The 14097-nt window shown below is 73.2% G+C and carries 12 protein-coding genes; 7 read left to right on the top strand and 5 right to left on the bottom strand.

Features of this window, described 5'->3' with window-relative positions:
• Window positions 1–41 precede the first annotated feature (41 nt).
• Complete coding sequence (locus tag ACFYWQ_RS32825) at window positions 42–494, top strand: Lrp/AsnC family transcriptional regulator (protein ID WP_389521511.1); 453 nt, start codon at window positions 42–44, stop codon at window positions 492–494.
• Between the two features lie 268 nt (window positions 495–762).
• Here ACFYWQ_RS32825 and ACFYWQ_RS32830 read toward each other — a convergent pair whose 3' ends face one another.
• Window positions 763–1398 carry a TetR family transcriptional regulator gene (locus ACFYWQ_RS32830; RefSeq protein ID WP_389521623.1) on the bottom strand — a complete coding sequence of 212 codons (636 nt, stop codon included), beginning with the start codon at window positions 1396–1398 and terminating at the stop codon, window positions 763–765.
• A 134-nt stretch (window positions 1399–1532) separates the two neighbouring features.
• On the opposite strand from ACFYWQ_RS32830, the gene ACFYWQ_RS32835 reads away from it, so the two are divergent.
• The 3 genes from ACFYWQ_RS32835 (at window position 1533) to ACFYWQ_RS32845 (ending at window position 5546) form a co-directional block, all read left to right on the top strand.
• The gene (locus tag ACFYWQ_RS32835) at window positions 1533–2267 is read left to right on the top strand and encodes a VOC family protein (RefSeq protein ID WP_389521512.1); all 735 of its coding nucleotides are present in this window, start codon (window positions 1533–1535) and stop codon (window positions 2265–2267) included.
• A 245-nt stretch (window positions 2268–2512) separates the two neighbouring features.
• Window positions 2513–4873: a PQQ-binding-like beta-propeller repeat protein gene (locus ACFYWQ_RS32840; protein WP_389521514.1), complete on the top strand. Its 2361-nt coding sequence runs from the start codon at window positions 2513–2515 to the stop codon at window positions 4871–4873.
• Window positions 4874–5024: 151 nt separating this feature from the next.
• Complete coding sequence (locus tag ACFYWQ_RS32845; RefSeq protein ID WP_389521516.1) at window positions 5025–5546, top strand: hypothetical protein; 522 nt, start codon at window positions 5025–5027, stop codon at window positions 5544–5546.
• 146 nt (window positions 5547–5692) lie between these two features.
• Here the strand turns inward: ACFYWQ_RS32845 and ACFYWQ_RS32850 are convergent, their stop codons facing one another.
• Window positions 5693–5926 (bottom strand): hypothetical protein, encoded by a 234-nt coding sequence (locus ACFYWQ_RS32850; protein WP_389521518.1) that lies wholly within the window; start codon window positions 5924–5926, stop codon window positions 5693–5695.
• A 282-nt stretch (window positions 5927–6208) separates the two neighbouring features.
• Window positions 6209–9181 (bottom strand): BTAD domain-containing putative transcriptional regulator, encoded by a 2973-nt coding sequence (locus ACFYWQ_RS32855; protein ID WP_389521520.1) that lies wholly within the window; start codon window positions 9179–9181, stop codon window positions 6209–6211.
• A gap of 255 nt (window positions 9182–9436) precedes the next feature.
• Between ACFYWQ_RS32855 and ACFYWQ_RS32860 the strand changes: the two genes are divergently transcribed.
• The 3 genes from ACFYWQ_RS32860 to ACFYWQ_RS32870 all read left to right on the top strand — a co-directional run bounded on the left by ACFYWQ_RS32860 (window position 9437) and on the right by ACFYWQ_RS32870 (window position 12825).
• Complete coding sequence (locus ACFYWQ_RS32860; protein WP_389521522.1) at window positions 9437–11098, top strand: serine/threonine-protein kinase; 1662 nt, start codon at window positions 9437–9439, stop codon at window positions 11096–11098.
• 165 nt (window positions 11099–11263) lie between these two features.
• Window positions 11264–11929: a hypothetical protein gene (locus ACFYWQ_RS32865; RefSeq protein WP_389521524.1), complete on the top strand. Its 666-nt coding sequence runs from the start codon at window positions 11264–11266 to the stop codon at window positions 11927–11929.
• 83 nt (window positions 11930–12012) lie between these two features.
• Window positions 12013–12825, top strand: a complete 813-nt coding sequence (locus ACFYWQ_RS32870) for an endonuclease/exonuclease/phosphatase family protein (protein WP_389521525.1) — start codon at window positions 12013–12015, stop codon at window positions 12823–12825.
• Here ACFYWQ_RS32870 and ACFYWQ_RS32875 read toward each other — a convergent pair.
• Window positions 12815–13114, bottom strand: coding sequence for a DUF397 domain-containing protein (locus ACFYWQ_RS32875; RefSeq protein ID WP_389521527.1), 300 nt, complete (start codon window positions 13112–13114; stop codon window positions 12815–12817). The two genes, ACFYWQ_RS32870 and ACFYWQ_RS32875, sit on opposite strands and share 11 nt — an antisense overlap.
• An 11-nt stretch (window positions 13115–13125) precedes the next feature.
• Entirely contained in the window at window positions 13126–13977 is an 852-nt protein-coding gene (locus ACFYWQ_RS32880) for a Scr1 family TA system antitoxin-like transcriptional regulator (RefSeq protein ID WP_389521528.1), read from the bottom strand.
• Window positions 13978–14097 lie beyond the last annotated feature (120 nt).

Consider the following 14097-nt stretch of genomic DNA (forward strand, 5'->3'; position numbering starts at 1 on the left):
AGTTTTCACCGCCACGGCCCCGTAGGGGGAAGATCTGCCTCATGGACGACGTGGACCGGAAAATCCTTGCCGAGCTCCAGCAGGACGGGCGACTGACCGTGACCGAGCTGGCCGCGCGCGTGCGGCTGAGCGTCTCGCCGTGTCACCGGCGGCTGCGGGAGCTGGAGCGGTCCGGGGCGATCAGCGGGTACCGCGCGGTGGTGGAGCCCGCCGCCGTCGGGCTGACCTTCGAGGCGCTGGTCTTCGTCTCGATGCGGCAGGAGGACCGGGACACGGTCGCCGACTTCGAGCGGGCCGTCGGAGAGCTGGAGCACGTGCTCGACGCGCAGCGGCTGTTCGGGGAGCCGGACTACCTGCTGCGGGTGGCCACCGCCGACCTCGCCGCCTTCCAGCGGCTCTACGACGAGCGGCTGGCGACGCTGCCGGGGGTGCAGCGGCTGACGTCCACGCTGGTCATGAAGCACGTGGTGAAGGACCGCCCGCTGCCCGCGTGAACGCCGGGGCGCCTTCCCCGCGACAGGGACCGGAAGGCGCGACAGCCGCCACACTGTGTGAAGCCGCCACACAACGCCACAGCCGCCACACAACGCCACAGCCACCACGCAACGCCACAGCCACCACACAACGCGACCGCCGCCACACAACGCGACAGGCGGTGGTCACCCGGAGCGACCGGGTGACCACCGCCTGCCAGACAGGACTTGGGGCCGGAAAGGCCTGGAACAAAGAAAAAAGGGGGAAGCGGAAGCGCTGCCGCCGCGGCTACTTCGTCGGCTTCCTGCCGGTGATGCCCAGGTGCACCAACAGCGCCAGATTGGGCTTGATCTCGGCCTGCTTGACGCCTCCGGCCAGGTAACCCTTCTGATGCGAGGCCACCGCCGCGAGCATGGCGACCAGGGCCCCGGCGATCGCGGCCGGGTTCACGTCCTTGTCGACCCTGCCCTTGGACTGCAACTCCGCGACGGCGTCCGTCAGGGAGCTGTTCACCGAGTTCAGGATCTTCATGCGCAGTTTGTAGAAGCGTTTGTCGCCCTCGGCGGCGCCGAGCTCGACGACGCGCAGGATGGCGTCGTTCTTCTTCCAGAACTCCAGGAAACCGTCGACGAGTTCCTGCGCGGTCTGCCAGCCGGCCTTGCCGACCCACGACCGGCCGCCGACCAGTTCGGTCAACCCGGCGCCCTCGGCGGCCATTTGCTCGGCGATCTCCAGGACGGCGCCCTCGACGTCCGGAAAGTACTGGTAGAAGGTCGCGGGCGAAGTGCCCGCCTTCCGGGCGACGTCGATGACCTTGACGTCCCGGTAAGGCGATGAGCTGAGCATGTCGCTGAGGCAGTCGAGCAACTTCTGCCGCGTCGCCTGCCCGCGCCGACCGGCCACACGGCCGTCGACGGTACGCACTTGTCCTGTCATGCCGTCAGCTTACCGAGGGGTGATCTGAGCGCGATTCGGCCGACTGCAAATGGGGTGCGAGGGGGTGCGGGCGAGGCTTTGCCTGGTCTGCGGGTTGCGGGAACCGCCGTTAGTTTGGCTGCATGGCCGAAAACAGGGCATCGGTGAGCGCACAGGGAGTCACGGAGGGCGTCCCCTGCTGGGTGGACGCGCAGCTCCCCGACGTGGAGGCGGGGCGCCGGTTCTACGGCGAGCTTTTCGGATGGACGTTCGATTCGATGGACGGCGCCTCCGTGTGGGCCCGGCTGGACGGCGAGCCGGTCGCCGCGCTCGCCCCCAAGACGGACGGCCGGATGCCCACCGTCTGGACGGTGTATTTCGCCACCCCGGACGCGGAGGCCACGGCCCGCCGCATCCTGGCGGCCGGCGGGCAGCTCGTCACGGCGCCGTTCCCGGTCGGCGGCCTGGGCACCGCCGCCCTCGCCACCGACCCCGAGGGCGCCGTCTTCGGTCTCTGGCAGCCGGGCGGCCACCGGGGCTTCGGCGTCCGCCACCGGCCCGGCGCCTTCGCCTGGGCGCAGCTCTACGCCCGCGACACCGACACCGTGAACACCTTCTACGGCCACCTCTTCCACGACGCCCTGTTCGGCCCCGGAGCCGACCCCGACTTCGGCCGGGCGCCGGTCTCCGACGTCTTCCCGGAGGTCATGCCGCCCCACTTCCTCGTCCACTTCGGCGTGGAGGACTGCGAGGCGGCGCTCGGTGCGGTGAGCCGGCTCGGCGGGCGCGTACAGGCGGGCCCGTTCACCGCCTCCTACGGAACGGTGGCCGTCGTCACCGACAATCAGGGGGCGTCGTTCGCACTGCTCCAGCGCTGAGCCGCGCCGCGGCCGGCGCCGTCGGCCGCTGTCGTTGGCCGGTACAAGCGTCGCGTTCGCCGGGACAACCGCGCTCTTTGCCGGTATATGAAAGGAGACACCCCGATTGTCCGCGGGTTCGCAACCGGTGGCCCGGCCAGGAAGAATCGGGGTGCGTGCCGCCATGGCGGTGCGGTGGTGAGACGCTGCACTTCGGTCGCGTACACATGTGGGTGGCGCGGCTCGTACGGGGAGGTGGCAGGCAAGTGGTGGATCAGCTGACGCAGCACGATCCGCGGCGGATCGGGCCGTTCGAGGTGCTGGGACGGCTGGGGGCCGGCGGCATGGGGCTGGTCTATCTGGCGCGCTCGGCCTCGGGCCGGCGCGTGGCGATCAAGACGGTCCGCACCGAGCTCGCCGAGGACCAGCTCTTCCGCGTGCGCTTCACGCGCGAGGTGGAGGCGGCGCGGGCGGTCTCCGGCTTCTACACGGCCGCGGTCGTCGACGCCGACCCGCGGGCCGCCGTGCCGTGGCTGGCCACCGCGTACGTGCCCGCGCCCTCGCTCGAGGAGATAGTGAACGAGTGCGGGCCGCTCCCGGCCCAGGCGGTGCGCTGGCTGGCCGCGGGCGTCGCGGAGGCCCTCCAGTCCATCCACGGCGCCGGGCTCGTCCACCGCGACCTGAAGCCGTCCAACGTGCTGGTCGTCGAGGACGGCCCCCGGGTGATCGACTTCGGTATCGCCTCCGGTGTGTCGAACACCCGGCTGACGATGACGAACGTCGCCGTCGGCACCCCCGCCTACATGTCCCCGGAGCAGGCCAAGGACTCGCGCAGCGTCACCGGCGCCAGCGATGTGTTCTCCCTCGGCTCCACCCTGGTCTTCGCCGCCACCGGCCATCCCCCGTTCCACGGCGCCAACCCGGTCGAGACGGTCTTCATGCTGCTGCGCGAGGGCCCGGACCTGGCGGGCCTGCCCGACGAACTGCGCCCGCTCATCGACTCCTGCATGCAGATGGAGGCCGCGGGCCGCCCCAGCCCCGCCGACCTCCAGGCCCAGCTCGCCCCCCACCTCTTCGGCTCCGGCTCCGACGACAGCGGTACGGCGTCGGCGTGGCTGCCCGAGAAGGCGGTCGCCCTCATCGAGACCCGCCGCGGCGGCCGCCCGCCCGCCAAGCCCGCCGCGCCCGCCGCGGGCCGCGGCGGCGGCGCCCCGGCCCGCCCGGCGGTACCGCCCCCGCCCTCGCACGACCCCGTCGTCCCGGCGCCCGCGCCGGTCGCGGTCGGCGCCCCCGACACCGGCCCGGTACGGCTGGCCGGGGCGGCCGTCCCGATCGGCCCCGGCCCGGTCGTCGCCGACGTCCGCGCCACCGCCGCCGTCAAGGCGCCCGTGCCCGAGCCCGGTCTGGTCGCCTCCTGGTCCCGGCCGCGCCCCGGCGTCAACGGCGCCGACCAGACCGCCGCCCCGGCCGCCCCGCCGGCGCCCCCGGAGAGCCCGCCCGGCTGGCGGCCCTGGCGGTTCCGCATGTCGAACGACGTCTGGGGCACCCCGGCCGTCGACGGCGACCTCGTCTACGTCACCTCCTTCGAGGTGCACGCCCTCGACGTGGCCACCGGCCGCCGCCGCTTCAAGACGCGGGACGTGGCCTGGTCGATGGCGGTCGCGGACGGCCGCGTCCACGCCTCCGACGGCCCGACCCTCTTCGCGCTGGACGCCCGCGAGGGCACCGACCTGTGGCGGCTGCCCACGGACGCCTGGGTGTACTGCCTCAAGGCGGAGCGGGGCACGGTCGTCACCGGCACCCGCGGCGGTGGCGTCCAGGGCTGGGAGGCCTCCACCGGCCAGAAGCTGTGGGAGGTCACCGGCTGCCAGACCGACTTCGAGTCCCCGGAGGCCGGTCCCGCCCTGCACGACGGCACGGTCTACGTCTGGCAGGACGCCCGGCTGCGTGCCCTGGACGCCCGCACGGGCGAGGAGCGCTGGTCGTACCCGATCGGCGACGCGGCCTCCTGCGGCGGCGTCCCGGTCCGTGTCACCTCCGCGCCCGACGGCTGCGCCTACATCTCCGCCGGCACCCGCGTGCTCGCCGTGGACGTGGCGAGCGGCATGGTGCGCTGGCACTTCGAGGCCCCGGCGGTCTTCCTCTCCCCGCCCGCCTTCGTGCCCGGCCCCGCCGTCACGGGCGGCGGCATCTACCTCGCCGACTACCTCGGCACGGTCTACGCCCTCGACGCCACCGACGGCCGCGACCGCTGGCGCATCGCCACCGAGGCCCGCTCCTCGGTCGACCCGGTGCTGGTCGCCGCGGGCCACGTCCACGTCGGCAGCGGCAAGGGCCTCTACACCCTGGACGCGGTCACGGGCACGCCCAAGTGGCGTTTCCAGGCGGGCGGCGACATCGTGGGCGCGCCCGCGGTCGCCGAGGGCCGTATCCACTTCGGCTCCACCGACCACCTGCTGTACACCCTGAAGGCCGACGACGGCCGGCTCCGCTGGAAGCTGGCGACCGGCGGCGAGATCACCGGCTCCCCGGTGGTCCGGGACGGGGTGGTGTACGCGTGCAGCAAGGACCGGTGCGTGTACGCGCTGGACGCGGAGAAGGGGACGGGGACGGCCCGCACGGCGTGACACCGCCGTACGGGCCGCCCCGCTGTGGCAGGAGGCCCGCCGGGCGCCCGCCGGTCGACCTCTGGTGACATGACCGTGACAGAAGTTGCCTAAAGTGGCGATCATGAATCAACGGGGACACACACGAGGACGCGGGTTCAGGCTCACCGCCGTGGCCGCACTGGTGGTGCTGGCGCTGACCGGGTTCTCCACCGGACGCGGTCACGGCGGCAGCAGCCACAGCGACTCGGACGGCGGCGGGGGCGGGTGCAGCAGCTCAAGCCAGGACCACGACGACTCGTCGTCGAGCGGCGGCGGAACGACGTCGTCCGGTTCGAGCGGCTACCGCGACTACGACAAGGACGACGAGGACGACGACACCGCCGACACGGGCGGCTCCGGCTCCTCCTCGGTGACCACCTCGGAGCCGGCCACGGTGGAACTGGTGAGCTGCGCGACGGCGGACCAGCCGTACGCCACCGTCGAGGTCACCAACCCGAACGACGTCCCGTACGACTTCGCGGTCAACGTGTACTTCCTGGACGCGTACGAATCGATGCTCGACGCCGCCCAGCCGACCGTGACCGTGCCGGCGCACGGCACGAAGAGTGTCCGGGTGGCGTTCGACGCCGACGCGGCGGGCGAGGCCCCCGACCGCTGCGAGACCGAACCGACCGCCCAGCCGAAGGCCTGACCGGCTGACCGGCCGCCCGGCCGGAGGCCTGACCGGCTGACCGGCCGCCCGGCCGGAAACCGGGCCCACGGACTCCGGACACACGTCGGCCGCGGCGGCTCCCCTCCGCGCCGCCGCGGCCGATACCCGTTCCGGTGAGGTCCGGGTCAGACCGGCTCGCCCGTGGCGTGGATGTTGTCCGTGCCGGTCTCGGTGGTCTCCGCGGTCTTGGCGGTCGCCGCGGTCGCCGCGGTCTCGGCGGGCTCCGCGGTTCCGGCGGCCGCCTCGACCGGGTTCGCGGCGACGAGCGGCTCGCTCGTCGCGTGGATGTTCTTCGTCTCCACGGCCGTGGCCGCGGCGTCCGTGGCGTGGATGTTCTCGGTGCCGATGGCGTCGCTCATGGCGAGTGCCTCCCCTGACAGTTCGGGTGCCCTGAAATGATCACCTGTCCGGCGGCTCCCCCGCGGGCCGCCGGACAGGTGGTGGTGACCGCTCACCGTAGTGCAACGGCCCAGGTCGCCCCGTCTGCCCCCCGACGCGACGGAACGACACGACAAGCCTGCCGGGCGGCGATAAACGAACGATGAACGTTCGGTCGGGTGCCCCGCCCTCACCGCACGCGGGACCGTGTCACCGCCTCACCGCCTCACCGCCTCACCGCGCGCGGGGCCGTGTCACCGCGCTCACGCCATGGCGAGCGGCTTCAGCAGGGCGCGGACGGAGTCGGCCTCGGGCGCTCCCAGCGCCTCGAACGACTCCAGGGCCTCGCGCCAGCACACCTGGGCCCGCCCGGGCTGCCCGATGCCGCTCAGGGCGTGGCCGAGGACGAGCAGCACGTTGGCCCGGCGCCAGTCGCCGCCGATGCCGCGCAGGACGGTGAGGGCGGTTTCGGCGCTCGACGCGGCCTGCGCCGGACGTCCCGCGGCGAGGTCGACCTCCGCGAGCCGGAACAGGGACATGCCCTCCCACAGGCGCTGGCGGCTGTCCCGGAACACCTTCAGTGCCTCCTGAAGGCGCGCGGCCGCCTCGGGCAGCCTGCCGTGCTGGGTGAGGGCGAGACCCAGCGCGTACCGCCCGTTGGCGCCCTTGAGGGCGTGCCCCATGGCGTCGTACATCTCCGTGCCCTGCCGCGCCAGGGAGACCGCGCTGTCGGTCCGGCCGGTGGCGAGGTGGATGCGGGAGAGGTTGCACAGGGCGCTCGCCTCACCCGGGCGGTCGTCGCAGGCGCGGAAGCTCTCGATCGCGTGCGTGAGGTGGGCCTCGCCGTCGTCGTGGCGGCTCCGGTAGAGCGCGATCACGCCGAGGACGTTGGACGACCAGCAACTGGCCAGCGGGTCGGTGGCGGCGCTGGTCAGCTCGCGGGCGCGGGACGCCTCCTCGTCGGCCAGGTCGAACCGGCCGGTGACGCTGTGGGCGTAGGCGAGCGTGATCAGCGCCCGGGCCTCCGCGCGCGGGTCCCCGCCCTCCCGCGCCGCCGCGCGCAGGGCCGAGGCGACCCCCTCGTACGCCTTGGAGTTGGTGCCGGACTCGGCCAGGTCGACGGCCGCCCACAGCGCGTCGACGGCCCGCCCGAGCAGCCCCGACGCAGCGGACTGGCGGACACAGGCCAGCAGCGACACCGCTTCCGCGTACAGCCAGTCCTGCGCCCGGCGCCGGTCCTGGAAGGTCAGGCCTGGGTACACCGGCGTCGCCAGGTGATCCACCAGCCGGTCCCCGGGACGTTCGATCGCGTAGACGCCCGCCGCCGTCGCCAGGTAGAAGTCCAGCAGCCGGGACAGCGCCGCCTCCCGCTCGCTCGGCGGCCACTCGTCCCGTTCCGCGCACGCGCGCGCGTAGAGCCGGACCAGGTCGTGGAAGCGGTACCGGCCCGGGGCCGCCGACTCCAGCAGGGAGGTGTCGACCAGGGACTCCAGCAGGTCCTCGGTGTCCTCCGGCGGCAGGTCCAGTACGGCCGCGGCGGCGGCCAGGGAGATGTCGGGGCCGTCCGCCAGGCCCAGCAGGCGGAACGCGCGCGCCTGGGCGGGCTCCAGCTGGCTGTAGCCGAGCTCGAAGGTCGCCTTCACGGCCAGGTCGCCCGCCTGGAGTTCGTCCAGCCGCCGGCGTTCGTCGCCGAGCTTCGCCGCCAGGACCGACACCGTCCAGGTGCGGCGGGCGGCGAGCCGGGAGGCCGCGATGCGGATGGCGAGCGGGAGGAAACCGCAGGCCGCCACCACGTCGAGGGCCGCCTCCCGTTCCGCCGCCACCCGCTCCTCGCCCACGATCCGGGTGAACAGCTGCAACGCCTCGTCCGGGGACATCACGTCCAGGTCGACCGGGTGCGCCCCGGCCAGGTCCACCATCCGCACCCGGGACGTGACCAGCGCCGCGCACCCCGCCGTCCCGGGCAGCAGCGGACGTACCTGCGCGGCGTCCTTCGCGTTGTCCAGCAGCACCAGGACCCGTCTGCCGTCCAGCACCGAGCGGTACAGGGCCGCCCGTTCCTCCAGGGAGTCCGGGATGGCCGAGTCCGCGGTGCCCAGGGCGCGCAGGAAGGAGCCGAGGACCGTCTCGGGTTCCGCCGGCCGGGCGCCCGCGCCCTGGAGGTCGACGTACAGCTGCCCGTCCGGGAAGGCCGTGCGGGCCTGGTGGGCCACGTGCACCGCCAGGGTCGTCTTGCCGACGCCCCCGATACCGGCCAGCGCCGACACGGCCATCACCCGGCCGGTGTCCCCGCCGTCGCCCGACGCCCCGGCCAGCACCTCGCTGAGCTCGGTCACGAAGGACGCCCGACCGGTGAAGTCCGGTACGGTCGCCGGGAGTTGTGCCGGGCGTGCCGGGGTGGACTGCGCCTCGGCCGCCGGTGCCGACGGCTCCGCGAGGTCCGGGTCGGCCTGGAGGATCCGGCGCTGGAGGTCGCGCAGCCCCGGCCGCGGATCCACCCCCAGCTCCTCCGCCAGCAGCCGCCGGGTGTCCGCGTACACCGCCAGCGCCTCCGCCTGCCGGCCGCTGCGGTACAGCGCCAGCATCAGCAGCTCACGGAACCGCTCGCGCAGCGGGTGCGCCGCCGTGAGCGCCGTCAGCTCGGAGACCGCCTCCGCGTGGCAGCCCTGCTCCAGGTCCATCTCCAGCCGCGTCTCCAGGAGTTGCAGCCGCCACTCCTCCAGCCGGACGCGCTGCGCCTCCGCGTACGGGCCGGGCACGCCCGCCAGCGCCTCGCCGTCCCACAGCGCCAGCGCCCGGTTCAGCAGCTGCCGGGCGTGGTCCAGGTCGCCGGCGGCCCGCGCCTTCTCGGCCTCGGCCGCGCACTCCTGCGCCACCGTCAGGTCCAGGACGCCCTCCCCGAGCCCGCGCACCGCGTACCCGCCCGACTCGCTCACCAGCACGCCCGGGTCCAGCACCTTCCGCAGCCGGGAGGCGTACGTCCGCACCGCCGCCAGCGCCTGCGACGGGGGGTCCTCGCCCCACAGCGCGTCGATCAGTTCGGCGGCCGTCGCCGTACGGCCCTCGCGCAGCAACAGGGCGGCGAGCAGGGCGCGTTGCTGAGGGGACCCGGTGGCCAGCGGCTCCTCGCCGCGCCGGGCGCGCACCGGGCCGAGCACGTCGAAGCGCAACGCCGCCGGCTTCTCGGAGAAGCCGGGACGCCTCTGCTCCGGCACGCGCGGTACACGGTCGTCCATCGGGGCTCCCTAGGCATCCTGACCAACGGGGGTCAGTTTGCCCTGTCCGTGCGGGAACCGTCAGCCGTGCGAGACGCCGATCACAAGGCGGCACGCGGGAGACACACACCGCGCACACGCTCTCCGCACACGTCCGCGCGAGGGCGGCGGCCGGGACTCTCGGCGCGCCGGGGCCGACGAAGCCCCGGACGCCATAACGCCAAGGTCAGTAGGCTGCTGGCGTTGGTCGACATCACCGTGGGGGGTACCGGGCCGATGAGCCATGCGACGGAGGTTTTCCAGCCACTCCAGGCCGACGACCCGCCCGTGGTGGCGGGCTACCGACTTGCCGCGCGGCTGGGGGCCGGTGGCATGGGCCGGGTGTATCTGTCGCACACGCAGGGCGGCCGTCCCGTGGCGATCAAAGTCGTGCGGCCGGAGCTGGCCGACGACCCGAGCTTCCGGCGGCGGTTCGGCCGGGAGATCACGGCGGCTCGACGGGTCCGCGGGGCGTACACCGCCGAGCTGATCGACGCGGACGCGGACGGCGTACCACCGTGGCTGGCCACGCTGTACGTGCCGGGGCCGTCGCTGACGGAGGCGGTGGCCCGGGGCGGGCCGCTGCCGGTGCCCGCGGTGCTGTGGCTGATGGCGGGGGTGGCCGAGGCGTTGCAGGCGGTCCACGCCGAGGGCATCGTGCACCGGGACCTGAAGCCGTCGAACGTGCTGCTGGCCGCCGACGGTCCACGGGTGATCGACTTCGGTATCGCGCTCGCCGCCGACGGAACGTCGTACACGGGGACGGGGGGCACCATCGGCACGCCCTCCTTCATGGCCCCGGAGCAGGCGTCCGGAGGTGAGGTGACGGCGGCGACCGATGTCTTCGCGCTCGGCCAGACGGCGGCGTTCGCGGCGTTGGGCAGGCCGCTCTACGGCGACGGTCCGGCCGTCAACGTGCTGTACCGGATCGTGCACTCCGAACCCGAACTGTCCCTGCTGCCGGCGTCGCTGCGGCCGCTGTTCGCCCGGTGCCTGGCCGCCGACCCGGCGGAGCGGGCCACGCCGGCGGAGGTCGTGCAGTGGTGCCGGCAGAGGCTGGGGGCGGACACCGACGGAGGTGGGGGGCCTGCCGTGTGGCGGGAGGTCACCGGGTCGGAGATCGTGGTCCCGGCGCCGGTACCCGAACCGACCCCGGTGCACCCGCGGCCGCCGGTGCCCGCGCCCGCCCCGGTGCACCCGCGGCCGCAGTTCGGGCGGCCGCAGCCGACGCCGGATGAGCGCAGGGCTCGCAGGCGGCGCACGGCGCTGATCGCGGCCGCCGGTGTGTCGGGAGGCGCGTTGCTCGTGGCGGCGCTGGCATGGTCGCTCATGGACGCGAAGGACCGGCTGGGCGACCGGGACACGGCCGGCTCCGGGCCGTCCGCCTCGGAACCGGCCGCACGGTCGTCGGCATCCGCGCCGGGATCGTCGTCGGGCCCCTCCTCGGATTCGTCGGAGGTCCAAGCCGGTGACGGCTCCTCTGGGGACGCGGCGTCACCGTCGGACTCGCCGCAGGTACCGCGGCCGGAGGGGTTTCCCCTGGTGATGCTGGACGCGAAGAACTCGCTGAGTCTCGACAGCTCCGAGCCGACGCTGAAGAACCGCAAGGGTGACATCCGCTTCGGTTGCGAGTCGACCGGCTGCGAACTGAACGGAGACGGCACCGTGTTCGTTCAGATGTTCGGGACGCGCGGCACCACCCTCGATGAGTGCCTTCTCATGCTGAAGAGTGCCGAGAGCCACAGCTGGCCGCTGGCTGCGGCGGCGGCCGGCACCGAGATCTGCATGAAGGACACCGAGGGCAACGTCGGGCTGTACGTCATCCAGACGAAGTCGACCGCCGTACCGGACATCGCCTTCCTCCAAGGAGACCTGACCATCTGGCGGGACGCGGCCTAGGCGTGTTGTCCCGGGACGTCGGTGGCACGCGTCCTGGGTGCTTGAACAGGTGAGGGCCTTCTGGGGGGCGGTGGGGTCGGACTGGCCCTCCTGCCGTATGCCGTGCACGATGTACTCGTTATGCGGACAAGAGGTGCAAAAACCTCATGGAAGGGATTTCGTGGCATGAGCGCCGACGCGTCGGATGCGAAGAGACCACCGCGACGAGCCACGGCCCGCGCCCGCGCCCGGGGGGCCGCCGCCGCGTTCGCCGGGCTGGCCCTGGGCTGCGCGGGCGCGGTGGCGCTCGTCTCGTGCGGTACGGGCGGCGGCGACGGCGGCGGCGCCACGTTCACCCCGACGCCCACGGGGGCCGACACCGTCTCCTTCTCCGGCGCGGTGCCCTCCGCGCTCGCCTCGCTCGGCGCGTCCGTCAAGGAGTCCGCCCGCGCGGCGGCCTCGGCCGCGGCCTCCTCGGCCTCCGCGCGGGCCTCGGCGTTCGAGGCGTCGGTGTCGGCGGAGGTCGCCCGCGCCAACGCCGCCGCCCAGCAGGAACTGAAGGACGTCGCGGGCAAGGGCAACGCCACCGCCGACGTGTCGCTCACCGGCAAGCCGCGGTCCGAGACGGGCGGCCTGCTCGCCGTCGTCGTGAACATCACCAACAGCACGGACGACGCCGCCTCCTACGCCGTCCAGGTCGACTTCCGCGACTCCGACGGCAAGGTCGTCGAGACCCGCTACGTCGGCGCCGAGGACCTCGCACCCGGCGACCGGGCCCACCCCCTCGCCATCAGCCGCAAACCCCCCGAGCCGCAGCTGACCGCCGTCGTCGCCAAGGCCCAGCGCTACTGAGACCCGCACGTCTCATTCACCCCGCGGACACCAGCGGTTGCTTCAATGGTGGACGACGCGCGTGACGAGAACGGGTGGTGGGGATGCGGGTCGTGACCTGGAACCTGTGGTGGCGCTTCGGGCCCTGGGAGGACCGGCAGAAGGCCATCCTCACCACCCTGCGCGACCTGCGCCCCGACGTGGTGGGCCTCCAGGAGGTGTGGGCCGCCGACGGCGAGAACCTCGCCGAGTGGCTCGCCGGCGAACTGGGCCTGCACTGGGCCTGGGCCCCGTCCCACGCCCCCGAGCGCTGGCGGCGGCGGATAGGGGGCGCGCCGGTGGACGTCGGCAACGCGGTGCTGAGCCGGTGGCCGGTGGCGGAGACGGCGGTCCTCCCGCTGCCCGCCCCCGCCGACCTGGACGACGGCCGCCCGGCCCTCTACGCCCGGCTGGCCGCCCCGGCCCACGACATCCCCTTCTTCACCGCCCACCTCACCTCACAGCTCCACGCCTCGGCCGTCCGTCGCGACCAGGTGACCGCCCTCGCCGAGTTCGTCGCCCGGCACCGCGGCTCCACCCCCTTCCCGCCGATCGTCACCGGTGACTTCAACGCCCGGCCCGACTCCGACGAGGTCCGCCTCTTCGGCGGCCACCTGACGGCGCCGGTGGTGCCGGGCCAGGTCTTCCTCGACGCCTGGGAGTACGCCGACCCGGCCGCCCCCTCGGCCACCTGGGACGCCGCCAACCCGTACGTCGCGCGCGGCGGCTCACCGAGCGCCCGCATCGACTACGTCCACGTCGGCGCCGTCCCCGGCACGCCGGGCCGGGTACGGGCGGTGCGGCGGGCGGGCGACGGTCCCGTCGACGGGGTGTGGCCGTCGGACCACGCGGCGGTCGTCGCCGACCTCACCGACTGACCGAGGCGAGCAGCGCCGCGAAGGCGGCGGGGGTGGCGGAGAGGACGGCGCCGGTGGGGTCGGCGGATTCGGTGAGGTGGATGGTGGCGGGGGAGGGGGCGTGGGCGGCGGATATGTGGACGCAGGATTCGCCTTGGGCGCAGTAGGACGACTTCTGCGCGGTGGCGGCGACATGGACGCAGGCGTCGCCCTCTTGGCAGTAGGACGACTTCTGGGCCGTGGCGGCGACATGGACACAGGCCTCGCCTTGGGCGCAGTAGGACGACTTCTGCCAGACGATGGGGGCCATCTTGAGTCCCTTCACAGGCTTTGCCCGAGGTCTTGGATGAGGTTCTGCGATTCGGTGGGAGAGAGTGCGGTTGCTTCCAAGCGCTCCAGCAGCATTCGGTATTGCGCCAGTTGGGCCTCGGAGTCGATGAAGACCGGACCGTGGGACTGGTCCAACTGCGCCGTGTCGAGGGCTGGAACCGAGCCGCTGACGAAGTACACCGACTGTCCGGACCCGGGGTAGGAGCCCGCGTCGAACGGAATCACGCGGATCGTCACACGAGGGCGGTCGCACATCTCGACCAGGTGTCGCAACTGGGCGCGGGTCACATTCGGGCCGCCGAACTTCATCCTGAGGGCCGCCTCGTGAATGACCGCGCGGTACGGGACGGCGTCGTCTCTGTACAGCACCGTCTGGCGCTTGACGCGGAACGAGATGCGGTGCTCGATTTCGGGCGGTGACATCTCGGGAACGGCTTGGCGGAAGATCTCGCGTGCGTAGTCGACGGTCTGGAGCAACCCGGGAACATGCATGCTGTGTGCGGCGTGCAAATGGGTGCCGTAGTGCTCGATCTCGGCGAGGTCGAGGAGTCTGGGCGGCAGGATCTCGCGGTACTCCTCCCACCAGCCCCGTTTGCGATCTCCCGTCATCTCTGCAAGCGCCTCGGTCAGAGCGGGGTCCGTGCAGGAGTAGATGCGGGCCATGACGCGGATGCGATCTGCGCTCACGCCGAACCGGGCTACTTCGATGTTGCTCAATTGGCCCGAGCTGGTCCCCAGGAGGCTGGCTGCTTGCGTGGTGGTCATCCCGGCGTGCTCGCGCATCTTGCGCAGCTCGGTACCAAGCCGAGTGCGGCGGGCGGTTGGGGCAGCTCTGCCTGCCATGTTGGGCTTCTCCCTGAGGCGTGCTGATACGTGCGTCACCCACACGAGTGGAAAGCTAAAGGAATCCGGTCAACTGGTGAAAGTAATCCTTGCGCCAGTCCTACTCTGCTGTCCACGGCG

Origin of the sequence: Streptomyces sp. NPDC003247, assembly GCF_042888135.1 — a bacterium.
In the GTDB taxonomy this organism is placed as follows: Bacteria; Actinomycetota; Actinomycetes; order Streptomycetales; family Streptomycetaceae; genus Streptomyces.